The organism is Nocardia sp. NPDC059177, assembly GCF_042755165.1.
Lineage (GTDB): Bacteria > Actinomycetota > Actinomycetes > Mycobacteriales > Mycobacteriaceae > Nocardia.
In genome coordinates, this window is sequence record NZ_JBHZBX010000015.1 from 14963 (window position 1) to 38152 (window position 23190).

The 23190-nt window shown below is 69.3% G+C and carries 23 protein-coding genes; 5 read left to right on the forward strand and 18 right to left on the reverse strand.

What is annotated here, in order from left to right; genetic code table 11:
- Window positions 1-138: 138 nt before the first annotated feature.
- Window positions 139-867 (reverse strand): TetR/AcrR family transcriptional regulator, encoded by a 729-nt coding sequence (locus ACFXK0_RS19330; RefSeq protein ID WP_379411858.1) that lies wholly within the window; start codon window positions 865-867, stop codon window positions 139-141.
- A 136-nt stretch (window positions 868-1003) separates the two neighbouring features.
- On the opposite strand from ACFXK0_RS19330, the gene ACFXK0_RS19335 reads away from it, so the two are divergent.
- The 3 genes from ACFXK0_RS19335 to ACFXK0_RS19345 all read left to right on the forward strand — a co-directional run bounded on the left by ACFXK0_RS19335 (window position 1004) and on the right by ACFXK0_RS19345 (window position 5410).
- Complete coding sequence (locus tag ACFXK0_RS19335) at window positions 1004-1636, forward strand: class I SAM-dependent methyltransferase (RefSeq protein WP_379411860.1); 633 nt, start codon at window positions 1004-1006, stop codon at window positions 1634-1636.
- 77 nt (window positions 1637-1713) lie between these two features.
- Window positions 1714-3018 (forward strand): glycosyltransferase, encoded by a 1305-nt coding sequence (locus tag ACFXK0_RS19340; RefSeq protein ID WP_379411861.1) that lies wholly within the window; start codon window positions 1714-1716, stop codon window positions 3016-3018.
- A gap of 43 nt (window positions 3019-3061) precedes the next feature.
- On the forward strand, window positions 3062-5410 hold the full coding sequence (locus ACFXK0_RS19345) for a glycosyltransferase family 39 protein (RefSeq protein ID WP_379411862.1): 2349 nt from the start codon (window positions 3062-3064) through the stop codon (window positions 5408-5410).
- A gap of 332 nt (window positions 5411-5742) precedes the next feature.
- On the opposite strand, the gene ACFXK0_RS19350 is transcribed toward ACFXK0_RS19345, so the two are convergent.
- From ACFXK0_RS19350 to ACFXK0_RS19395, 10 genes are all read right to left on the reverse strand, one after another.
- A complete protein-coding gene (locus ACFXK0_RS19350) occupies window positions 5743-6510 on the reverse strand; it encodes an SDR family oxidoreductase (protein ID WP_379411863.1) in 768 nt (255 codons plus the stop codon).
- 82 nt (window positions 6511-6592) lie between these two features.
- Complete coding sequence (locus ACFXK0_RS19355; protein ID WP_379411864.1) at window positions 6593-7024, reverse strand: PIN domain-containing protein; 432 nt, start codon at window positions 7022-7024, stop codon at window positions 6593-6595.
- Complete coding sequence (locus ACFXK0_RS19360) at window positions 7015-7221, reverse strand: DUF2191 domain-containing protein (protein ID WP_379411866.1); 207 nt, start codon at window positions 7219-7221, stop codon at window positions 7015-7017. Before ACFXK0_RS19360 ends, ACFXK0_RS19355 begins: the two co-directional genes overlap by 10 nt.
- 60 nt (window positions 7222-7281) lie before the next feature.
- Window positions 7282-7905 carry a TetR/AcrR family transcriptional regulator gene (locus tag ACFXK0_RS19365; RefSeq protein WP_379411867.1) on the reverse strand — a complete coding sequence of 208 codons (624 nt, stop codon included), beginning with the start codon at window positions 7903-7905 and terminating at the stop codon, window positions 7282-7284.
- Window positions 7906-7909: 4 nt separating this feature from the next.
- A complete protein-coding gene (locus ACFXK0_RS19370) occupies window positions 7910-8692 on the reverse strand; it encodes an enoyl-CoA hydratase family protein (RefSeq protein WP_379411868.1) in 783 nt (260 codons plus the stop codon).
- Between the two features lie 66 nt (window positions 8693-8758).
- On the reverse strand, window positions 8759-9919 hold the full coding sequence (locus ACFXK0_RS19375) for an acyl-CoA dehydrogenase family protein (protein WP_379411869.1): 1161 nt from the start codon (window positions 9917-9919) through the stop codon (window positions 8759-8761).
- Window positions 9916-12000: an acetyl/propionyl/methylcrotonyl-CoA carboxylase subunit alpha gene (locus tag ACFXK0_RS19380; RefSeq protein ID WP_379411871.1), complete on the reverse strand. Its 2085-nt coding sequence runs from the start codon at window positions 11998-12000 to the stop codon at window positions 9916-9918. The genes ACFXK0_RS19375 and ACFXK0_RS19380 overlap by 4 nt, the downstream gene beginning before the upstream one ends.
- A gap of 14 nt (window positions 12001-12014) precedes the next feature.
- The gene (locus tag ACFXK0_RS19385; RefSeq protein ID WP_379411872.1) at window positions 12015-13613 is read right to left on the reverse strand and encodes an acyl-CoA carboxylase subunit beta; all 1599 of its coding nucleotides are present in this window, start codon (window positions 13611-13613) and stop codon (window positions 12015-12017) included.
- Window positions 13610-14761, reverse strand: a complete 1152-nt coding sequence (locus ACFXK0_RS19390; protein WP_379411874.1) for an acyl-CoA dehydrogenase family protein — start codon at window positions 14759-14761, stop codon at window positions 13610-13612. The genes ACFXK0_RS19385 and ACFXK0_RS19390 overlap by 4 nt, the downstream gene beginning before the upstream one ends.
- Window positions 14758-16473 (reverse strand): acyclic terpene utilization AtuA family protein, encoded by a 1716-nt coding sequence (locus ACFXK0_RS19395; protein ID WP_379411875.1) that lies wholly within the window; start codon window positions 16471-16473, stop codon window positions 14758-14760. Before ACFXK0_RS19395 ends, ACFXK0_RS19390 begins: the two co-directional genes overlap by 4 nt.
- An 84-nt stretch (window positions 16474-16557) precedes the next feature.
- Between ACFXK0_RS19395 and ACFXK0_RS19400 the strand changes: the two genes are divergently transcribed.
- Window positions 16558-16713 (forward strand): hypothetical protein, encoded by a 156-nt coding sequence (locus ACFXK0_RS19400; protein ID WP_379411877.1) that lies wholly within the window; start codon window positions 16558-16560, stop codon window positions 16711-16713.
- 6 nt (window positions 16714-16719) lie between these two features.
- On the opposite strand, the gene ACFXK0_RS19405 is transcribed toward ACFXK0_RS19400, so the two are convergent.
- The 6 genes from ACFXK0_RS19405 to thiO all read right to left on the reverse strand — a co-directional run bounded on the left by ACFXK0_RS19405 (window position 16720) and on the right by thiO (window position 21622).
- Entirely contained in the window at window positions 16720-17586 is an 867-nt protein-coding gene (locus ACFXK0_RS19405; RefSeq protein WP_379412016.1) for an adenylate/guanylate cyclase domain-containing protein, read from the reverse strand.
- Window positions 17587-17782: 196 nt separating this feature from the next.
- Complete coding sequence (locus ACFXK0_RS19410) at window positions 17783-18544, reverse strand: ABC transporter permease (protein ID WP_379411878.1); 762 nt, start codon at window positions 18542-18544, stop codon at window positions 17783-17785.
- Window positions 18544-19476 carry an ABC transporter ATP-binding protein gene (locus tag ACFXK0_RS19415; RefSeq protein ID WP_379411880.1) on the reverse strand — a complete coding sequence of 311 codons (933 nt, stop codon included), beginning with the start codon at window positions 19474-19476 and terminating at the stop codon, window positions 18544-18546. The genes ACFXK0_RS19410 and ACFXK0_RS19415 overlap by 1 nt, the downstream gene beginning before the upstream one ends.
- Window positions 19477-19570: 94 nt before the next feature.
- On the reverse strand, window positions 19571-20329 hold the full coding sequence (locus ACFXK0_RS19420) for a thiazole synthase (protein ID WP_379411882.1): 759 nt from the start codon (window positions 20327-20329) through the stop codon (window positions 19571-19573).
- Window positions 20322-20537: a sulfur carrier protein ThiS gene (thiS, locus tag ACFXK0_RS19425; protein ID WP_378824121.1), complete on the reverse strand. Its 216-nt coding sequence runs from the start codon at window positions 20535-20537 to the stop codon at window positions 20322-20324. Before thiS ends, ACFXK0_RS19420 begins: the two co-directional genes overlap by 8 nt.
- Complete coding sequence (thiO, locus tag ACFXK0_RS19430) at window positions 20534-21622, reverse strand: glycine oxidase ThiO (RefSeq protein WP_379411883.1); 1089 nt, start codon at window positions 21620-21622, stop codon at window positions 20534-20536. Before thiO ends, thiS begins: the two co-directional genes overlap by 4 nt.
- A 79-nt stretch (window positions 21623-21701) precedes the next feature.
- Here thiO and thiE point away from each other — a divergent pair, with 79 nt between their 5' ends.
- Window positions 21702-22400 carry a thiamine phosphate synthase gene (gene thiE, locus ACFXK0_RS19435; RefSeq protein ID WP_379411885.1) on the forward strand — a complete coding sequence of 233 codons (699 nt, stop codon included), beginning with the start codon at window positions 21702-21704 and terminating at the stop codon, window positions 22398-22400.
- A gap of 118 nt (window positions 22401-22518) precedes the next feature.
- Here thiE and ACFXK0_RS19440 read toward each other — a convergent pair whose 3' ends face one another.
- Window positions 22519-23154, reverse strand: a complete 636-nt coding sequence (locus ACFXK0_RS19440; protein WP_379411886.1) for an NUDIX domain-containing protein — start codon at window positions 23152-23154, stop codon at window positions 22519-22521.
- Window positions 23155-23190: the final 36 nt, after the last annotated feature.

The following is a 23190-nucleotide window of genomic DNA, read 5'->3' on the forward strand; positions in this document are numbered from 1 at the left end:
GGGGGGGGGGGGCCGGGGGGGGGGGGGGGGGGGGCGGCCGCCGCGTGCTGGGGGGCCGGGGCGGTCGCCCCTCCTGCCCCCCGCGGGGGCCCCCCCCCCCCGGGACCGGCGGGGCCGCGAACTCGAGCGCGCCAGCGCTCAGACCAACACAGTGAAGGCGTCACGCAAGGGTTGCGCGGGGTCGATTCTGACCCCGTTGAAGCGGGCATGCGCCTGGGCCAGTGCCGAAATGCTTTCGGCCAGATAGTCGACGAAGCGCTCCACCGGCATCGCCGACACCTCACGCTGATTCGCGCCGAGCCACCAGTCCGTGGCCGAGGCCACCGCACCGAAAATCGAATAGTTCACCAGTTCGATCCCGGCCACGTCGATCGGCTCCGTCGGCACCAGCTCCGCGAGGAATTCCGCTGCCCGCCGCGCGGATTGGCGGGCGGCGACCAGGGCCCGCTCGGTTTCCTTGGCCTGCTGACTGAAATGGCTGTGCAGCATGAACCGGAAGACATTCGGATGCTCGGACACCACCGCGACATAGGCGGCGGCGCCGGTGCGCACGAGTTCGGCGACGGCGTCGTCGGTGAGGTTGACGCTGGTGAGCACGCGTTCCCAGAGCATGTCGCGGACCCGGTCGACGATCGCGTTGTAGAGGTCGGTCTTGTCCTCGAAATGGCGGTAGAGCTTGGGCTTGGCCGCGCCGGCCTCCTTGGCGATGTCGCCCATGCTCACATCGGGGCCGACCCGGTCCAGCGCGCGGAAGGCGGCGTCGACGAATTCGATCCTGACCTGGACCCGGTGTTCGCGCCAGCGCTCGGTGCGGGCGTCGACGCGACGGCCCGGCACATCGCCTGCTTTCGAGTAACCGCGCGTCACAACAACCAGCCTATTGGCGGCACGCCGATGCGCCACCCGCGGGGCTCCCTTTGCCGGAACAGCAAGTTTTGTTGCCTCTTTTCTGGGTGTCGACACACCATGGTCGCACTACTTCCCGAGCAGACCAGGAGCATCGATGACCGAGACCACGCCGACCGCCGAACAGTTCTGGGAGGATTTCTACCGCGATCGCGAGCAGATCTGGACCGGAAACCCGAATCCGCTGCTGGTCCGTGAGGTGAGCGAGCTGACCCCCGGCACCGCGCTGGACCTGGGCTGCGGCGAGGGCGCCGACGCGCTGTGGCTGGCCGAACGCGGCTGGCAGGTCACCGGCGTCGACATCTCCACCACCGCCATGGCCCGCGGCGAGCAACGCGCCGCGCAGGCCGGGCTGACCATCACCTGGGCGCGCCACGACCTCCAGGACAGCTTCCCCGCGGGCACCTTCGACCTGGTCTCCGCCCAGTTCCTGCACTCGCCGGTGGAGCGTCCCGACGAGCGCTCGAGCATTCTGCGCCGGGCCGCGTCAGCCGTCGCGCCCGGTGGCGTGCTGGTGATCGGCGGGCACCACGGCTGGCCCAGCTGGGTCACCGACCCCCCGCACGGGCACGCCTCCTTCCCCACCATCGAGCAGGTCCTCGACCAGCTCGCCCTCGGCCCCGAGTGGCAGGTGGAAACCGCCGAACTGGTCTACAGCCCCTCGACCAGCCCCGACGGCGTGGCCGGCGAGCGCGCCGACAGTGTGCTGCGAGTGCGGCGCGGCCGCTAGCGGCCCTGTCCAGAGTTACCAGCAACCTCCCAGGCCGGTCCCAGCTCGGTGGCAGCGCCGCCGCCGACTGTGGTCGTATGACACAGACCGAGGCCGAGCAGAAGGCCATGCAGAGCAGCCGGGCGCCGGTGCTCGATGTGGTGATACCCGTCTACAACGAGGAGACCGATCTGGGGCTGTGCGTGCGCAGATTGCACGCCTACCTGCGCGACGGTTTCCCGTTCACCGCCCGCATCACGATCGCCGACAATGCCAGCACCGACGCCACCCTCGACGTGGCCGAGCTGCTGGCCGACGAGCTCGACGAGGTGGAGGTGCTGCACCTGGACGCGAAGGGGCGCGGGCGGGCGCTGCGGGCCGCGTGGAGCGGGTCGGACGCGACGGTGGTCGCGTATATGGACGTCGACCTGTCGACCGATCTCAACGCACTGCTGCCGCTGGTCGCGCCGCTGGTGTCGGGGCACTCCGATCTGGCGATCGGCACCCGCCTGGATTCCGCCGCGCGCGTGGTGCGCGGACCCAAGCGCGAGTTCATCTCCCGCTGCTACAACCTGATCCTGAAAACCACACTGCGCGCGGGCTTCTCGGACGCGCAGTGCGGGTTCAAGGCCATTCGCAGCGATGTCGCGCGGGAGCTGCTGCCGCTGGTGCGCGACGGCGAATGGTTCTTCGACACCGAACTGCTCGTGCTGGCCGAGCGGGCCGGGCTGCGCATCCACGAGGTGCCCGTCGACTGGATCGACGACCCCGACAGCCGGGTCGACATCGTCGACACCGCGCGCAAGGATCTGCGCGGCATCTGGCGGCTGACCAAGGCGCTGACCACCGGCGCGCTGCCGCTGGACGAGCTGCGCGCAGCCGTCGGCCGCGAGCCGCTGGTGGCCGGAGTGCCGCTGGGCATGATCGGGCAGCTGGTGCGCTTCGCCATCGTCGGGGTGAGCTCGACGCTGGCCTATATCGTGCTGTACCTGCTGTTGCAGCCGCTGCTCGGCGCCCAGGGCGCGAATCTGTTCGCGCTGCTGGTGACCGCGATCGGCAATACCGCGGCCAACCGGGCCTTCACCTTCGGTGTGCGCGGACGGGCCGATGCGGTGTCGCATCAGTTCCAGGGGCTGGCGATCTTCGGGTTCGGGCTGGCGATCACCAGCGGCTCGCTGTTCGCGCTGCACCGCTGGGCGCCCGACGCCGCCGTCACGGTGGAACTCGGGGTGCTGGTGACGGCGAATCTGGTGGCTACCCTCATCCGTTTCGTCGGCCTGCGCTGGGTGTTCCGGCACGCGGGGGACGCGCGAGAGCACCCGGCCGACTTCCACGACGAACTCGACGCCGTCCGTCGCCGTCGTGCCGTCAACCCGGCACAGGGCATGGAGGTGAGTCGATGACCGCCACCGCACTGTGCGCACCGAACTCACTGGTGGTGCCCCGATGACCGCCACTCTCGCACCGCCGACCGCCGCGGAGCCCGCGTCGCCCGTCGCCTCGCGACCACGCTGGGAACGGCCCGCGCTCGCGGCGCTGCTCCTCGGCACCGCTATCGCCTACCTGATCAACCTGAGCGCCAACGGCTGGGCCAACGACTTCTATTCCGCTGCGATACAAGCGGGTTCGCAATCGTGGACAGCGTTCTTCTTCGGCTCCTCCGACGCGGCCAACTCGATCACCGTGGACAAACCGCCCGCCTCGCTGTGGGTGATGGAACTGTCGGTGCGGCTGTTCGGGCTGAGCAGCTGGAGCATCCTGGTACCGCAGGTGCTGCTCGGCGTCGCGACCGTGGCGATGCTGTGGGCGACGGTGCGGCGCTCGTTCGGCCCGGCGGCCGGACTGATCGCGGGCACGGTGCTCGCGGTGACTCCCGTCGCGGTGCTGATGTTCCGGTTCAACAACCCCGACGCGCTACTGGTCCTGCTGATGACCGCGGCGGCCTGGGCGATGACCCGCGCGGTCGCCGACGGCCGGTGGCGGTGGCTGGTACTCACCGGTGGACTGATCGGATTCGGCTTCCTCGCCAAGCAATTGCAGGTGCTGCTCGTGGTGCCCGCGCTGGCACTGACCTATCTGATCGCCGGGCCGCCGAAACTCGGCAAGCGCATCGCGCAGCTGTTCGCCGCCGGTGCGGCCATGGTGGCCGCGGCGGGCTGGTGGCTGCTGATCGTGGAACTGTGGCCAGCCGACAGCCGTCCGTGGATCGGTGGCTCGCAGAACAATTCGATCATCGAGCTCACCCTCGGTTACAACGGGCTCGGCCGGTTGAACGGCAACGAGACCGGCAGTGTCGGGCCCGGCGGCGAGCTGCCCGCCGGCGGCAACGGTATGTGGGGCAGCACCGGGATCACCAGGATGTTCGACGCCGCGCAGGGCGGTCAGATCGCCTGGCTCATCCCGGCCGCGCTGGTCGGCCTGGTGGTCGGGCTCGTCCTTCGGGGCCGTGCGGCGCGCACCGACGAGCGCCGGGCGGCGCTGATCCTCTGGGGCGGTTGGCTTCTCGTCACCGGCCTGGTCTTCAGCTACATGGCAGGCATCTTCCACCAGTACTACACCGTTGCGCTCGCACCGGCGGTCGCCGCACTGGTCGGCATCGGCGCGATGCAGCTGTGGGGTGCGCGTGATCGGCTGTGGGTGCGGCTGGCCTGTGCGCTCGGCGTCGGGCTCACCACTGCCACAGCGTGGATGTTGTTGTCGCGCAGCGCTTCCTTCCAGCCGTGGCTGCGATGGACGATCCTGGCGCTCGGCATTCTGGTGACGATCGCGCTGGCGTTCCCCTTGGCGCGCAAGCAATCCGTCGCCGCGGCGCTGGCCGTCGCCTTCGTCGGGCTCGCTGGTCCGGTCGCCTATTCGATCGACACGCTCGCGAGTTCGCATTCCGGTGCGATCCCGAGCGCGGGGCCGAGTGCCGGTGGGATGCACGGAATGGGCGGTCCCGGTGGACGCCCCGACGGGCGCGACAGTCAGCGGGGTGCGATGCCCGGCGGCGGCGCATCTCCGAACGGCACCACCGCACCTGGCGGCATGCCGGGCGACGGCACCACCCTCGGCGGCACACCTCCGAACAGCACCACCGCACCTGGCGGCATGCCGGGCGACGGCACCACCCCCGGCGGCATGCCGGGCGATGGCGGCACACCCCCGACCGGCACCACGGCCGGCGGCGTGTCGGGCGACGGTGGCACACCCGGTAGCGGCACAGCCCCGAACGGGAGCACGCCCGGCGGCATGCCAGCGGACGGCAGTACGCCCGGCGGCGGGCCGGGCGACGGCGGCACACCCGGTAGCGGCGCAACCCCGAACGGCAGCACACCCGGCGGCATGTCGGCGGACGGCAGCACGGCCGGCGGCGCCGCAGCTACGCCCGGGGGCGGTGCGAACATGGGTGGTGCTGAAGGTGGGCCGGGGATGGGTGGTGCTGGTGGGCTGCTCAGTGGCTCACGGCCGAGTGATCAGATTGTCACGATGCTCGAGGCGGATGGTGGCGATTTCACCTGGGTCGCCGCGACGGTCGGGTCCAACAGCGCGGCAGGTTATCAGCTCGCCACCGAGCTCCCGGTCATGCCGATCGGCGGGTTCAACGGTAGCGATCCCTCGCCCACGCTCGAGCAGTTCCAGCGCTATGTGGCCGAGGGGCAGATCCACTACTTCATCTCCGGTGGGCGCGGTGGCGGTCCCGGCGGCAACAGCGCGTCGACCAGTTCGGCGATCAGCACCTGGGTCACGGAGAACTTCACCGCGACCACCGTCGACGGGGTCACCATGTACGACCTGACCCAGCCGAAGACGTAGTCGATCCACCCGAAAAACGGCCCGGCGGAACAGTATCCGCCGGGCCGTTCGACCTGGCCAGCCCGCTTGCCCCAACCACTCGGCGAAACTCAGCCCCGCGAGAACAGCCTGGCCAGCCCGCCTACGCCAACCACTCGGCGAAACTCAGCCCCGCGAGAACAGCCTGGCCAGCCCGCCTACGCCAACCACTCGGCGAAACTCAGCCCCGCGAGAACGGCCTGGTCAGCGCGCCTACGCCAACCACTCGGCGAAACTCGGCCCCGCGAGAACGACGTGGTCAGCGCGCCTGCGCCAGTCACTCGGCGAAACTCGGGCCTGCGAGGACGACGTGGTCAGCGCGCGTGCACCAGCCACTCGGCGAAACTCGGGCCGGCGAGGACGGCGTGGCGGGAAGGCAGCAGGGTGCCGTTCTCGAACTGCTCGCGGTCGGGGTTGGCGGGGTCGGAGACCTCGACGACCTCCAGGTCGGTACCGCGCGCCGCGACCAGCGCGGTGGCCGCCCCCGCCATCGTCTCCGGGCGCGGGCCGGCGATCTCGGGGAATGGAATCTCCTCGGCGGGAACCGGATTCGTCGCCAAGTCGACCAGCGCCTCGGCGACCGTGCGCGCCGCGACCAGTTGGGTGCGCATCGCGGGCAGGTGGGCGACCGAGCCCTGGGTCCCCCATCCCATCATCACCTCGACCAGCTCGTGAAACTGTGCGGCACGCAGAATCTGCACCGGCACAGATCCTTTCAGCAATTCCTGTTCGTGGGCGAGCTTGGCGGCGTTGTAGCCGGCCATTGAGCCGTCGATCCCGATGATGGAGACAACCACCAGCCGCTGTACACCAGCCCGCGCACCGGCCGCGTGGAGATTGCGGGCGGCGGCAGTGAAGAATTCCGTGGCCACCCGCTGGTCCGCCGAGGGTGTGCTCGAGGCGTCGATCACGATGTCCACCCCTGTGAGCGCTTCGTCGAGGCCGGCGCCGGTCTCGATGTCGACTCCGTTCGCGCGAGAGAACGCCACGACCTCGTGGCCGCGCTCGTTCAGCACGTCAACGACGTGCTTGCCCAGCCGGCCGGTCGCACCCGCCACCGCGATCTTCTGCTGCTCACCCATGGTCTGCTCCTCCGTCGCTGCTTACGCGTTCACAGAGATGACGGAGCGGCGGTGCGCAGTGTGACATCACATCAGGCCGGCATCAGGACGCGTCGAGGGTGCCGCGTGGGGCGACCCAGCGGTGGTTGAGGTCGACCACCGACGCGACGGTTTCGAAATCGGCGTCGTAATGAAGCAGTACCAACCGGTGCTCGACCGCCAGGACCGAGGCGAGCAGATCGTGGATGCCGACCGCACGGTGACGACCGGAACGGGCGAGTTCGCGCTGAATGGCGAACGCGCTGTGCCAGTGCTCGTCATTGGTCGGGAGATATTCGAACAATGCGCGGCGGTCCGCGCGCACCTGTTCGTATTCGAATGGGCTACGAGTGCTGTAGAGAACCTCGGAATCCAGCACGGCGCACGTGGCAACAACGCCGGACTCGATCAGCGGTACCAGGTCTCGGGCGACATCGGGGCGGTTCATTCGCGCATATGCGCTCGTATCGACGAGGAATCGAGCGGTTATCGCCATACTTCATCGCGCCGATCCTTGTCGGCCAACTCGGCCATCCCACCGTTGATCAGCCATTCGACGTGACGTGCGCGGGCAGCGGCCACCGCCGCGGAATGCAGCGCTGCGCGAACAGTATCGGAGACACCCGACGTACCGAGCGCGTCCTGCGCGGAGGCAAGTAGCTCGTCGTCGATCTCGATCAGTCGCTTGGTCATGTCGCAGTCCCTCGATATATATTCCCCCATGCAGAGACTATATACCCGGAAAGGTACAGGTCACAAGGGCTGTTCTGGGGTGTTGAGGGCGGTGTGCAGGGTCGCCGCCCACTGGTCGACGATCAGTTTGCGGCGGGCGGAGTCGTCGGTGAGGACGTCGGCGAGGCCGAGGCCGCGGGCCAGGTCGAGGGTGGCCTGGACCAGGTGGTGGTTGACCGGGTCGGAGTCGTCGACGCCGAGCGCTTCGACGGCGCGGCGGTGGGCGATGCGGCCGAAGCGGGCCTCCATGGGCACGATGCGTTCCCGCAGGGCGGGGTCGGCGGCGGCGTGCGTCCACACCTGGAGCGCGGCTTTGAACAGCGGTGAGGTGTAGGACTCGACCAGGCCGGAGACGACGGCGCGGGTGCGGCCTGCGCCCTCGGCGACCTCGTTGATCGTGGCCGCCTCCGCGGTCGACTGGTCCATTCTGGTGTCGAACATGTACTCGAGCGCGGCGGTGATCAGCTCTTCCCTGGTCGGGAAGTGGTGCTGGGCCGCACCGCGCGACACCCCGGCCCGCTCGGCGACCACCGAGACGGTGGCGGCGGCCCAGCCGGTCTCGGCCAGGCAGTCGATGGTCGCCTCGAGCAGCCGCTGCCGGGTGGCCCGGCTGCGGTCCTGCTTGGGTTCGTGGGGTGTCGCCATCGGACTATTGTGCCCAGCTGGGCGGGCGCTTCTGGAAGAAGGCCGTCATGCCCTCGATCACTTCAGGGGTGCCGAAGAAGCCGGCCGACCGCTGCGCCAGCGCCTCGGCCTCGACGTCGAAGGTCGCCAGCAGCGCCGCGTTGACCAGCTTCTTGGACTCCGCCAGCCCCTGCGGCGAACCCTTCCGCAGCTCGCCACACAGGCGTTTCACCTCGGCGGCGGCATCCGCGGCGGCCACCGTGACCAGCCCGATCTCCCGCGCCGTCGCGGCGTCGAACCGCTCCCCCGTCAGGAAGTAGCGGCTCGCCGCACGCTGGTCGAGCCGGGGCACGAGCGTGAGCGAGATCATGAACGGCGCCATCCCGATCCGCACCTCGGTGAGCGCGAAACTGCTGCCAGGACCGGCCACCACCAGATCGCAGGCAGCGATGATGCCCATACCCCCCGCCCGCACATTGCCATCGATCTGCGCGAGCACCGGCTTGGGCGAGGCGAGAATGCCGCGCAACACATCGATCATCACCCGCGTGCGCTGATCAGCCGCCGTCGCCGGATCAGCACTACTCGCCTCTTTGAGATCGGCGCCCGCACAGAAGGTGTCCCCCGTGTGGGCCAGCACGATCCCGCGCACGGCGGGATCAGCGTTCGCCGCGTCCAATCCAGCCAGCAGCTCACCAACCAACTTGGACGACAGCGCATTCCGATTATGCGGCGAATCGAAGGTCAACGTCGCGAACCCATCGACCACCTCATACCGAACGAACGGTGCTTCCGTCACATCACTCATCGGGACTCCTGATCACTCGAGAGGGTGCGGTGGTCGCCCCACCACCGGGGCAACCACCGTCCGGGACTAGTACGAGCGCGGCAACCCAAGCGAATGCTGCGAAACAAAGTTCAACACCATCTCCCGACTGACCGGCGCAATCCGAGCAATCCGCGAAGCCTGCAACATAGCCGCAAGCCCAACCTCCCGAGTCAACCCCGACCCACCATGCGTCTGAATCGACTGATCCAACGCCTTGATACTCGCCTCCGCAGCAGCGTACTTAGCCATATTGGCCGCCTCAGCAGCACCGAACTCATCACCGGTGTCGTAAAGCGTCGCGGCCTTCTGCATCATCAACTTCGCCAGCTCCAGCTCGATCTTGACCTGAGCCAACGGATGCGAAATACCTTGGTGCGCACCGATCGGAGTCTTCCAAACCGTACGCTCCTTGGCGTATTCCACGGCCCGGTCGATGGCGTAGCGACCGAGCCCGACCGCCATGGCCGCACCCATGATCCGCTCCGGATTCAAACCCGCGAACAACTGCGCGATAGCCGCGTCCTCGGAGCCGACGAGCGCATCGGCGGGCAGCCGCACATCATCGAAGAACAGCGTGAACTGATTGTCCGGTTCGATGATGTCCATTTCCTGGACGTTCTTCACCAGGCCGGGCGCGTCGACCGGGACGATGAACAGCGCAGGCTTGAGCTTCCCGGTCTTGTGGTCCTCGGTGCGTGAGACCACCAGAATGGCCTCGGCCTGGTCGACCCCGGAGATGAAGATCTTGCGGCCGTTGAGGATCCAGTCGCTGCCGTCGCGGCGGGCGGTGGTGGTGATCTGGTGCGAGTTGGAGCCCGCGTCGGGCTCGGTGATGGCGAAGACCATCTTCGACGAGCCGTCGGCCAGCTTGGTCAGCCAGGTCTGTTTCTGCGCGTCGGTGCCGTATTTGGTGATGATGGTGCCGCAGATCGCCGGGGAGACGACCATCAGCAGCAGCCCGGCACCCTGGGCCGCGAGTTCCTCCTGCACCAGCGCCAGCTCGTACATGCCGGCGCCACCGCCGCCGAACTGCTCGGGCAGGTTGACGCCGAGGAATCCGAGCTTGCCCGCCTCGTCCCACAGTTCGGTGAGCGGCTCGTTCTTGCGCGAGCGCGGCAGCACGTAGTCGCGGTAGTTGTATTTGGCCGCCAGCGACGCGACCGCCGCCCGCAGCGCCTTCTGCTCTTCAGTTTCAATGAAACTCATGCCTGCTCCTGCTCTTCTTCCTCGACGACGGCGAGAACGGTTCCGACCTCGACCTGCTGGCCGACGGTCACATTGAGTGCGCTGAGAATGCCGGTGGCCGGCGCGGCGATGGTGTGTTCCATCTTCATCGCCTCCAGCCACAGGATCGGCTGACCCTGCCTGACCTGGTCTCCTTCGGCCGCGCCGAGCCGGATGACGCTGCCCGGCATCGGGGCGAGCAGCGACCCGGCCGCGACCTGTTCGGCCGGGTCGGTGAAGCGCGGCAGCCTGCGCGCGGCCACCGGGCCGAGCGGGGAGTCCACCGTCACGAGGTCGCCGTAGCGGGCGATCTCGAACTGCCTGCGTACCGGACCGCGTTCGCCCGGCACCGCCAGCACCACCCGCTCCGGTGTCGCGGAGATCAGTTCCAGACCCTCGTGGCCTTCCACCTGTACACCGGTGCGGGTGAAGCGGTAGCGCACCTCGTGGGTACCGGAGGTGCGGCTCTCGTAGGACTTGGTCTGCGGCAGCGAGGCCAGGTTGCGCCAGCCGCTGGGGGCCAGCCGGGTGTAGCGGCTCGCGGCGTGGTTGGCGGCCGAATCCGCCAGTGCCGCAGCGACGATCGAAAGTGCTTCGTCGGACTCCGAGGCCAGCGGCGCGGACAGTGCGGCCAGGTCGTGGGTGGCGAAGAAGGCGGTGTCGGTGTCACCGGCCAGGAACGCCGGGTGCCGCAGGACCCGCACGAGCAGATCGCGGTTGGTGACCAGGCCGTGGATCTTGGCCCGCTGCAACGCGGTGGCGAGCAGATGCGCTGCCTCGGCCCGGGTTTCGGCGTAGGAGATCACCTTGGCCAGCATCGGGTCGTAGTGCACGCCGACCACCGAATCGTCGACGATGCCGGTGTCCAGGCGCACGCCGGGCTGGTCGAGAACGGTGAATTCGCCTGCGGTGAACGGAATTTCGAGCTTGTGCACCGGACCGCTCTGCGGCTGCCAATCGTGCGCCGGGTCTTCGGCGTAGAGACGGACCTCGATCGAATGACCGCGCTGAGCGGGCTGGGTGGCGGGCAGCGGCAGACCCGAGGCCACCTGCAACTGCAGGCGGACCAGGTCCAGGCCGGTGGTCTGCTCGGTGACCGGATGTTCCACCTGGAGGCGGGTATTCATCTCCAGGAAGAAGAAGTCACCCTTCTCATCAGCCAGGAACTCGACGGTGCCCGCACCCTCGTACCCGATCGCCTCAGCAGCCAGCCTGGCCGCCTCGAACAACCGATCCCGCATGCTCTGCCCATCGGCGCTGCTCGCGGGGCCTGCGTGGTCACGCTGCGCTTGCGTGTCCCACCCCTGAGCTCGCAACGCGTCGATCTTCTCGACCAGCGGCGAGGGCGCCTCCTCGACGACCTTCTGGTGACGGCGCTGGATCGAGCATTCACGCTCGCCCACGGCCCAGGTCTTGCCGAAAGTGTCGGACATGACCTGGACTTCGATGTGGCGGCCGGTCTCGAGGTAGCGCTCGCAGAACACGGTCGGGTCACCGAAGGCCGATTCGGCCTCTCGGCGAGCCGCCGCGATCTGGTCCTGGAGGTCGCCCAGCTCGCGCACCACGCGCATGCCGCGACCGCCACCACCGGCGGAGGCCTTGATGAGCACCGGCAGGTGTGCCTCGGTGACCTCGGCCGGGTCGAGCTCGGCGAGGACGGGGACACCGGCGGCGTCCATCATCTTCTTCGACTCGACCTTCGAGCCCATCTGCTCGATCGCCGCGACCGGCGGACCGATCCACACCAGACCCGCGTCGAGCACCGACCGCGCGAATTCGGCGTTCTCCGAAAGGAATCCGTAGCCGGGGTGGATGGCGTCGGCGCCGGCCGACAGCGCGGCCTCGATGATCAGCTCGCCGCGCAGGTAGGTCTCGGCGGGAGTGTTGCCGGGCAGCCGGATGGCGGCGTCGGCCTCGCCGACGTGCGGGGCCGCGGCGTCGGCGTCGGAGTAGACGGCGGTGGTGCCGATACCCATCCGACGGCAGGTGGCGAACACGCGGCGCGCGATCTCACCACGGTTGGCGACGAGAACGTTCGTGATCCGGGGTGGGGTGGGGGACATAGACACTGTGCGCCTCACATTCGGAAGACGCCGAAGCCCTCGGCGCCCTGGATCGGTGCCGTGTGGATGGCCGACAGGGCCATCCCCAGCACGGTGCGGGTGTCACGGGGGTCGATGATGCCGTCGTCGAAAAGCCTGCCCGACAGGAACATCGGCATCGCCTCGGCCTCGATCTGCGCCTCGACCATGGCGGCGAGACCGGCGGCGGCCTCCTCGTCGAAGGGCAGGCCCTTGGACTCGGCCGCGCCGCGCTGCACGATGGTGAGCACGCCGCCCAGCTGCGCACCGCCCATCACCGCGGATTTGGCGCTGGGCCAGGCGAACAGGAAGCGCGGGTTGAACGCGCGACCGCACATGCCGTAGTGGCCCGCGCCGTAGGAGGCGCCGACCAGCAGCGAGATGTGCGGCACCTTGGAGTTGGCGACCGCGTTGATCATCATCGCGCCGTGCTTGATGATGCCGCCGTGCTCGTATTCCTTGCCGACCATGTAGCCGGTGGTGTTGTGCAGGAACAGCAGTGGCGTGTTCTTCTTGTTCGCCAGCTGGATGAACTGGGTGGCCTTCTGCGATTCCTCGGAGAACAGCACACCGCGCGCATTGGCCAGGATGCCGATCGGGAAGCCGTTGATCTCGGCCCAGCCGGTGACCAGGCTGGAGCCGTAGAGCGGCTTGAACTCGTCGAAGTCGGAACCGTCGACCACGCGGGCGATGACCTCGCGCGGGTCGAACGGGATCTTGAGGTCCGAGGGGACGATCCCGAGCAGTTCCTCGGGATCGTAGAGCGGCGAGATCACCTCGGCGCGCGGCTCGGGGCCCTGCTTCTTCCAGTTCAGCCTGCGCACGATGCCGCGCCCGATCCGGATGGCATCCTGCTCGTCGGCGGCCATGTAATCGGCCAGACCCGAAGTGCGCGCGTGCATTTCGGCGCCTCCGAGGGTCTCGTCGTCGGAGTCCTCACCGGTCGCCATCTTCACCAGCGGCGGGCCTGCCAGGAAGACCTTCGCGCCTTCCTTGACCATCACCACATAGTCGGACATGCCGGGGATGTAGGCGCCACCGGCGGTCGAGTTGCCGAAAACCAGGGAGATGGTGGGGATTCCGGCCGCAGAGGCCTGGGTGAGGTCGCGGAACATCGCGCCGCCCGGGATGAAGACTTCCTTCTGCGTCGGCAGATCGGCGCCGCCGGACTCCACCAGCGAGATCACCGGCAGCCGGTTCTCGCGCACGATGTCGTTGATGCGCAATGTCTTCCGCAGCGTCCACGGATTGGAGGTACCACCGCGCACGGTCGGGTCGGGCGCGACGATCATGCACTCGACACCTTCGACGACGCCGATTCCGGCGATGGTCGACGCGCCGACGTGGAAGTCGCTGCCCCAGGCCGCCAGCGGGCACAGCTCGAGGAACGGTGAGTCCTCGTCGAGCAGCAGCTCGATGCGCTCGCGCGCGGTCAGCTTGCCCCGCTTGTGATGCCGGGCCACCTTGTCGGGCCCGCCACCGGCGATGGCCTTGGCGAACTCGCCCTCGATCTCGGTGAGCTTGGCCGACATGGCCTCGGCGGCCGCGGTGTACTCCTCGGACGCGGGGTCGAGGGTGGAACGGAAGGTCGTCATGCTTGGTACCCCAATACTTTCGACGCCAGCATGGTCAGGATCTCGTTGGTGCCACCGCCGATGCCGATGATGCGGATGTCGCGGTAGATGCGCTCCACCTCGGACTCGCGCATGTAGCCCATGCCGCCGTGCAGCTGGACCGCCTGGTTGGCGACCCATTCCACGGTTTCGACGGCGGTGTTCTTGGCGAAGCAGACTTCCGCGATCAGGCCCTGTTCGCCGTTCTCCACGCGCTCGACGAGCGAGCGCGTGTAGACGCGAGCGAGGTCGATGCGCCGCGCCATTTCGGTGAGGGTCATCTGGACCGACTGGCGGCTGATCAGCGGGCGGCCGAAAGTCTCACGGTTGCGGCACCATTCGAGGGTGAGGTCGAGGGCGCGCTGGGCCATCGAGTACGCCTGCACCGCCAGGCCGACCCGCTCGCTGACGAACGCGCTGGCGATCTGGGCGAACCCGGAGTTCTCCGCGCCGACCAGATTCGTCGCGGGCACCCGCACATCGGTGAACGACAGCTCGCCGGTGTCGGAGGCCAGCCAGCCCATCTTCTCCAGCTTGCGGGTGACCTCGAAACCCGGTGTGTCGGTGGGCACGATGATCAGCGAGACCCCGGCGGCGCCGGGTCCACCGGTGCGCACGGCGGTGACGATGAAGTCGGCGCGGCAGGCGGAGGTGATGAAGGTCTTGGCGCCGTTGATGATGAAGTCGTCGCCGTCACGCACCGCCGAGGTGGTGAGGTGGCCGACATCGGAGCCACCGCCGGGCTCGGTGATGGCGAGCGAGCCGATCAGGTCACCGGCCAGGGTCGGCTTGACCCACTTGTCGATCTGCTCCTGGTTACCCGAGGCGATGATGTGCGGCAACGAGATTCCGCAGGTGAACAGCGAGGCCCACAGTCCGCCCGAGGCACCGGCGAGGTGCAGCTCCTCACTGAGCACCACCCCGTCGATCGGGGAACCTCCTTCGCCACCGGCGAATTCGGGGTACTCGATGCCGAGCAGGCCGAGTTCGCCTGCCTTCTTGTGCAATTCGCGGGGAATCAGGCCATCGCGCTCCCAGGTGTCGAGGTCGGGCAGGATTTCCCGCTCGACGAAGCCGCGCACGGTGGCGCGCAGCTCCTTACGTTCCGGGGTGTCCCAAACAGATGTCATGCGAGCAGCTCCGTCGGCATCTCTAGGTGGCGGGAGCGCAGCCATTCGCCGAGCCCCTTGGCCTGCGGGTCGAACCGCGCCTGGTAGGCGACGCCCTTGCCGAGCAGACCGGAAATGATGAAGTTGACCGCGCGCAGGTTGGGCAGCACGGTGCGGGTGACGGTCAGCTCGGCCGTCTCGGGCAGCAGTTCCCGCAGCTTGTCGACGGTGAGGGTGTGCACCAGCCACCGCCATTGCTGGTCGGTGCGCACCCAGACGCCGATATTGGCGTCCCCGCCCTTGTCGCCGCTGCGCGCGAGGGCGATGGTGCCGAGTGGGACCCGGCGGGTCTCGCCGGTGGGCGGGGGCTGCGGCAGCTCGGGCTCCGGAACCGGTTCCAGCACAGCGGTTTCGGTCGCGGGAGCGATATCGACGCGGGTGCCGTCGGCGAGCACGGCGATATGCGGCACCTCGTGCGCGTCGACGAAACCGGGGGTGAACACGCCGTAGGGCGAGCCGTTGCCGGGCAGCGCGGTGAAGCTCGCGCCGGGATAGCTGGCCAGCGCCAATTCCACGGCGACACTGGAGAATCCACGGCCGACCTTGTTCGGATCGGGATCGCGCACCACACAGCGCAGCAGCGCGCTGGCCTGTTCCTCGGTGTCGGCGTCGGGGCGGTCCAGCCGCGCCAGGGTCCAGGTGAGCTCGGCGGGCTTGACCGGCAGCCAGGACTCGAGCTGGCGCTGCGCCAGCGCGGCCTTGGCCTCGATGTCGAGGCCGGTGAGGACGAACTCCATCTCGTTGCGGAAGCCGCCGAGGGTGTTCAGCGAGACCTTGAGCTGCGGCGGCGGCGCCTCACCGGTGACACCGCTGATCAGCACCCGATCCGGGCCTTCCTGGGTCAGCGCGATGGTGTCGAGGCGGGTGGTCACGTCGGGACCGGCGTAGCGCGCGCCCTGGATCTCGTACATGAGCTGGGCTTCGACGGTGTCGACCGTGACCGCGCCACCGGTGCCGTCGTGCTTGGTGATCACGCACGAACCGTCGCGGCGGATCTCGGCGATCGGGAAGCCGGGGCGGCCCAGATCGGGCAGTTCGGTGAAGAAGGCGAAGTTGCCGCCGGTGGCCTGGGTGGAGCACTCGATCACGTGCCCGGCGACCACCGCGCCCGCCAGCGCGTCGTAATCGGTTCGATCCCAGCCGAAGTGGGCCGCGGCCGGGCCGACGATCACCGAGGCGTCGGTGACACGGCCGGTGACGACGATATCGGCGCCGGAGTTCAGGCACTCCACGATGCCCCACGCGCCGAGGTAGGCGTTGGCGGTCAGCGGCTGCCCGAGGTCGAGCTCGGCGGCACGCCCGACCAGGTCGTCACCCTCGACATAGGCGATCTTGGCGTCGAGGCCGAGGTCGGCGGCGACCTTGCGCAGCCGCTCGGCCAGCCCGGCCGGGTTGAGGCCGCCGGCATTGGTGACGATCTGGACATTGCGTTCGAGCGCGAGGCCGAGGCAGTCCTCGATCTGCTTGACGAAGGTCTTGGCGTAGCCGAGGCTCGGGTCCTTCATCCGGTCGCGGCCGAGGATGAGCATGGTGAGTTCGGCGAGGTAGTCGCCGGTCAGCACGTCGAGCTGCCCGCCTTCGAGCATCTCGCGCATGGCGCTGAGCCGGTCACCGTAGAAGCCGGAGCAGTTGCCGATCCGGATCAGGTCCGGGTCGGCCGAGAGAAGACTCATGCGGTCCAGGATCACACCGGTTCACAAAAAAAGCAAGCATGCGTGCTTGTTAATCGCGGGCAATCGACCAGGCAAGATGGACCCATGTCCTCTCAAACCGGCGTGATCCTGTTGTTCGCCCTCACCGGCTTCCTGCTGGGCGGGGTCTACACCACCTGGAAGACCAACCGCCAGCTCTCGATCGCCCTGCTCGTCGCCGCCGCGATGGCCGCCGTCGGCGCGGTGCTCTGGCTGCAGTAGCCGTGGTCAGGGGGCGGTGAGCTTGAAGATCCGCACGTCCTCGGGGACGCCGTTGAGCGGCGCGGCCCAGAAATTGCGTTTGTAGGGCTTGACGGTGGCGCCCAGCTCACCGAGCGTTTCCGGGCGCAGCGCCTCGAGCGTGGTGCTGGACAGCATCATGTTGCCGTTGCCGCCCGCCTCCATCATGCGCGCGGCGATATTGACATCGACGCCGAGCCAGTCGCCGCCGATCTCGCGCGGCGAACCGGTGTGCAGGCCGACGCGCATGCGGGGTTTGTAGCCGTCGACCTCGACGCCGGCGAGATTGCGCCGGGCCGCCAGCGCCGCGCGCACCGCGCGATCGGGCGAGGAGAACACCGCCATCAGGCCGTCACCCATGCGCTTGACCACCTGACCGCCCCGCTCCGCGATCGGCGGCTCGATCGCCTTGGCGACCTTGCGCAGCAGCTCGAGCGTGCGTTCGTCGCCCGCGGCGAGCGACCAGCTGGAGAACGAGACCAGATCGGTGAAGACGATGGTCACCTGTTCGGTGCCGCGCCCTCGCCCGATCCGTTCCAGCGCCGCCTGCCAGACCTGGAGCGCGCCGAAGCCGATCTCCCTGGCCGCGGTCGGGGTGCCACCGACGATCTTGTCCGCGACCCGGGCCACCGCCCTGGCGCCGCCGGGGCCCGAGACCGAGAGCGGATCGCCGAACGCCGGGTCACCGGGCAGCTGCTGCCGGGCCTTGCGCACGGCGCCGATCACATCGGCGCGGCGGTTGGCGGCCTGCAATTTCGAGGAGATCTGGGGGCGCCTGCGGCCGGTCCGCGCGTCCGTCGCGCGCGCGGCGGAGTCGGGCTGATCGGTCTCGGTCGGCTCCAGCGGGATGACCACCTCCGGGTCCGCGTCGTGCGGCCGCGGATCCACCCCGCCAGAAGGCGTATCACTCACGCCGCCAGGGTATATCACCCGACGACAACCGCCGGTCCGCTGTTTGCCTCCAGCGGACCGGCGGTCGTGCCTTCGACCGGCCGGGCAGCGGCCGGTCGAAGGGAACCCGGGCTGTTGCGAGGGCCGCCCGGGTTGTCTGTCAGGCGTCGCGCCGGTTGACGACCACCAGGGCCGCACCGAACACGATCGCCGTGAACACCGCGAAGTAGATCAGGCTGCCCCAGATACCCCAGTGCCAGTTCGCCTCGTACTCCTCGACGCTCAGGAAGCGGTTGGCATTCTGGAAGGGCAGGAACGGCTTGACCGCGCGGCCGAAGCCACCGAACGCGCCGAGCAGGTTCTCCAGCAGCAGCGACCACAGCACGATCAGCGAGATCGCCGCCGCCGACTGCCGCACCAGCACACCGACCCCGATCGCGAGGAACACGCACAGCAGCGCGTAGATCGGGACGCTGTAGATGCCGCGCCAGTTGCCGTCGAGCACCAGGTTGGTCGCCGTGTCACCGGCGATCAGTTTGGCCACCGCGAAGGCGATCAGCGAGAGCACGCCGGTGAGCACCGCCGCGTAACCGCCGACCAGGGCGGCCTTGGACACCACGACCTTGGTCCGGTTGGGCACCGCGAGGAAGCTGGCGCGGATGACGCCGAAGCGATATTCGCTGGTCACCGTCAGCGCGGCCATGATCATCAGGACCATCACGCCGAAGCCGGCCACACCCGAGGCCGCCACGCTCGTGGTGAGCATGTCCGGCTGCGAGCTGGGGTCGGTGTTGCCCGCGGTCTTGGTCACCACCGCGATCAGCACGGCCAGGCCGATACCGAGCAGGACCACCACCGCCGAGCACCACCAGGGCGAACGGGTGGAGGTGAGTTTGATTCGTTCCGCAGCGAGCACGCCCATCAGAGCGCACCTCCCATCACCTGGTCGAGGGACGCACCGTGGTACTCCACCGCACCGCCGGTCATCCGCATGAAAGCTTCCTCGAGCGAGGCCTGCTGCGGCGCGAGCTCGTAGAGGGTGACGTTGTTGGTGCCCGCCACCTTGCCGACCTCGTCGCTGCTCACCCCGGCCACGATCAGGGCGTTGTCGCCCTCCTCGCGCACGGTCATGCCGTGCGAGGTGAGCAGGCTGCGCAGCTGGTCGAGCTGGGGGCTGCGCACGCGCACCGACTGCTCGGAGGCGCGCTCGATGAAGTCCTTGGTGGTGGTGTCGGCGATGAGCTGACCGCGACCGATCACGATCAGGTGCTCGGCGGTCTGGGCCATCTCCGAGAGCAGGTGGCTCGAGACGAGCACCGTACGGCCCTCGGCGGCCAGCCGCTGCATGAACCGGCGGATCCACAGGATGCCCTCGGGGTCGAGGCCGTTGACCGGCTCGTCGAACAGCAGCACCTTCGGGTCACCGAGCAGCGCGCCGGCCAGGCCCAGCCGCTGGGACATGCCCAGGGAGAACCCGCCCGCGTTCTTGTTCGCCACCTCGGAGAGGCCGACCAGGCGCAGCACCTCCTCCACCCGGGACTTCGGGAGGTCGTTCGAGGCGGCCAGCCACTCCAGATGCGCGCGCGCCGACCGGTTCGGATGCACCCACTTGGCGTCGAGCAGCGCGCCGACCTGGGTCAGCGGACGCTCGAGCTCCTGGTAGTGCTTGCCGTTGATCAGCGCGGTGCCCGAGGTGGGCTGGTCCAGCCCGAGGATCATCCGCATGGTCGTCGATTTACCGGCACCGTTGGGTCCGAGGAACCCGGTCACCAGTCCAGGTTGGACGGTGAACGAGAGGTCCTGCACCGCGACGGTCTGGCCGAATTGCTTCGTCAGGCCCTTCAGCTCGATCATGAGCCCCAGCTTGCCGGACGAAGGTGGCGAGCGCGTCGCCGTGAGGTCGCGAGTCGGGTCATCCTCGAGGATGACCCGACCCTGAGCCGAAGGACTACCGGGATGGGGAAGACGCCTGAGCCCAGAACCGCTTGGGGATGCGCCCGGCCTGCCCGGCCAGATAACCAGCCCGCACGGCGGCGGCCATCGCCTCGGCCATCAGCCGGGGCTCACGCGCCCTGGTCACCGCGGTCGCCAGCAGCACCGCCGAGCAGCCCAGCTCCATGGCCAGGGCGGCGTCGCTGGCGGTGCCGATGCCCGCGTCGAGGATGACCGGCACGCCCGCGGCGGCGACGATCATCTCGATATTGTGCGGGTTGCCGATGCCCAGACCTGTCCCGATCGGCGAGCCGAGCGGCATCACCGCCGCGCACCCCGCCTCCTCGAGCCTGCGGGCCAGGACGGGGTCGTCGGTGGTGTAGGGCAGGACCACGAAACCGTCGTCGACCAGCTGTTCGGCGGCGTCGAGCAGTTCGATCGGGTCCGGCAGCAGGGTGCGGTCGTCGGCGACGACCTCGAGCTTGACCCAGTTGGTCTCCAGCGCCTCGCGCGCCAGCTGCGCGGTGAGCACGGCCTCGGCGGCGGTGCGGCAGCCCGCGGTATTGGGCAGCGGGGTGATGTCGAGGCGTTTGAGCAGGTCCAGCACGCCGGTGCCGCCCGCGGCGTCGACGCGGCGCATCGCGACGGTGGTCAGCTCGGTGCCCGAGGCGATCAGGGCCTCCTCGAGGACGGCGAGGTTCTCGGCGCCGCCGGTGCCCATGATCAGGCGCGAGCCGAACTCCTTGTCGGCGATGCGCAGGCCGTGCTCAGCCACCCTGAACCGCCGTCAGCACCTCGATGGTCCAGCCGCGCCCGACCGGTTCGTCCCAGCGCGATTTCGGATACACCGCGCCGTCGACGGCCAAAGCCACACCCTGACAGGGCAATTCGAGCCTGGTCAGCAGTTCGCGGATGCTGAGTGGCTCGGCGAACTCGTGATCGACACCGTTGACGGTGACGCCGATCGGAATGGTCGAGGTCATCGAACTCCTCCTGGGGACGACAGCATCGAAGATGCCGGGAAACGATGGGGGGATACGGCTTCGGCGACCGGGGGTGTCTGCCCGTCGAGCAGGGCGGGGAGCACGGCGGCGGTCAGCGCCAGCGTCAGCATGCCGTTGCGGCCGTGGCCGGTGGCCGCCACGACGCGCTCGTCGAGCGGGCCGAGCAGCGGGAGGTTGTCGGGGGTGCAGGGGCGTGAGCCCGCGTTCGCTTCCGCCAGTTCGTATTCGGCGATGCCGGGCAGGATGGTCTCGGCGTCGGCGATCAGGTCGCGGACGCCACCGACGGTGACCGTGGTGTCGTGGCCGGCCTCGTATTGTGTTGCGCCCAGCACGATTCCGTCCGCGCGCGGCACCAGGTAGACATGCCTGCCGTGCACCCTGGCCCGGATGACCCGGCTCGGCGGCGGACTCACCCCCGCACGGCGGCGCAGCCGCAGAATCTCTCCCTTCACCGGACGCACCGGCAGGCCGGGCCACAGCTCGGCGGAGTGGGCGCCTGCGGCGAGCACGATCCGGTCGTGCGGCAGCTCGGCCAGTGCCGCAACGGCTTCCGCGCGGATCTCCACACCGGCGGCGGCGCAGGCGGCGCGCAGCGCGTGCAGGACGCGGCGGTTGTCGACGGCGGGTTCGGTGGTGGCGAGCAGCCCGGCGCGGACCGTGCGGGCCAGTGCGGGTTCGATGGCGCGGACCCCGGCGCGGTCGAGCACCCGCAGGTCGTGACCGAAGCCGGCGAGCCAGTCCGAGACGGTGCGCAGGTCGGCGGCGTCGGCGGCGTCCAGGGCGACGGTCAGCGTCTGCTCGGCGACGAACACCGACTCCCCGGTGACCGCGCGCAGCCGCTCGGCGAAAGCCGGCCACTCGGCCAGCGCGGCCGCGCCGAAAGCCAGCACCCGGTCCTCACCCGGCCAGCCCTCCGACAGCGGCGCAAGCATCCCGCCCGCCACGAAGGAGGCGCCGGAACCGGGCGCCGGATCGAAGACGGTGACGGTCCAGCCCGCCTCGGCGGCCCGCCACGCGACGGCGAGTCCGACGGCGCCGCCGCCAACGACCGCCAGAGTCCGCATCACGTTCCACCTGTCTTTTTCCGCCTGTCGCCCGCCACGGCGTTCGCATCCCCACGGTAGCGCGACTACCGTCGAGACCGTGCAGCCCTCCCATCCGAATCGTTCCGTCCCGCCCAGGGAGCGCCTGTCGAGCGCACTGCTGTATCTGTGCACCGACGCGCGCCGGGAAAAGGGTGATCTGGCCAGGTTCGTCGACGCGGCCCTGGCCGGTGGCGTCGACATCGTGCAGCTGCGGGACAAGGGCTCGCCCGGTGAGGCCGAGTTCGGTCCGCTCGAGGCCAAGGCCGAGCTGGGCGCGCTGGCCGAGATCAAGGCCGCCACCCGCCGCCACGGCGCGCTGCTCGCGGTCAACGACCGCGCCGATATCGCGCTGGCGGCCGGCGCCGACGTGCTGCATCTGGGCCAGGGCGATCTCCCGCCCGCCTACGCGCGGCGCATCCTCGGCCCCGACGTGGTGATCGGCCGCTCCACCCACAACCGCAATCAGGCGAGCCTCGCCGCGATCGACGGCCACCTCGACTACTTCTGCACCGGCCCCGTCTGGACCACCCCGACCAAGCCCGGCCGCCAGGCCGCCGGTATCGACCTGGTCCGCTCCACCGCCGACTCGCACCCGACCCTGCCCTGGTTCGCCATCGGCGGCGTCGACCTCGACCGCGTCCCCGAGGTCCTCGCGTCCGGCGCCCGCCGCGTGGTCGTCGTCCGCGCGATCACCGAAGCCCCCGACCCCGAAGCCGCCGCCCGCGCCCTCAAACAAGCCCTCCTCGCCGCAACCTGACCACCTTCAGGATCTGGACGATTGATCACCAGGCCCTCAGGGATTTTCCTTCTCGACGTTCGTCTACCTGGTGGCCTGGTGATCAATCGTCCAACTTCGTGGACGACTGTCGGGTGGGTCAGGACAGGAGGTCTGCGCGGGTGAGGGTGGGGCCGGAGAGGGTCGGAGTGTCGATGGCGATCGTGGCGCCCGGGGTGTCGATGCTGGTGTGCAGCCAGAAGAAGCCCTGGTCGCGCAGGTCGACGGTGCGGGGCAGGGCGGCGGCGAGTTCGTCGTCGGCGGGCTCGACGCGCAGCGGGATCGCGCGCAGGGTGCGCCAGGCGGTGGCGAAACCGGGATGCAGGGGCAGGTCGGTGACCTCGGCCTCGGGGACCCAGGCGAGTTCGGAGCTCTCCTTGTTGGCGATGGTGGCCAGCGGGGATTCGGCGTCGGCGACGACGGTGATGTAGGTCCAGCCGCTCGGAGCGGTCATGGTGAGACGTTGCGCGCGGACACGGAGCAGATCGGCGGTGATGCCCGCCTCCTCCTCGGCTTCGCGGACCGCGGCGTGCTCGGCCGTCTCGTGCGAATCACGGGCCCCACCGGGCAACGCCCAGGTCCCACCCTGATGACTCCACGGCGCCCGATGCTGCAACAGCACCGCCGACCCACCGGCGGGCAGGGGCGCACGCAGCAGCAGTCCCGCCGCACCGAACCGCCCCCAATGCCGAACCCCACCCGGACTCGTCGCCCAGCCGTCTCCGTCACCGCGCATCAGAACTACTCTCTTCCGTAGCAGCCGACCAGCAAC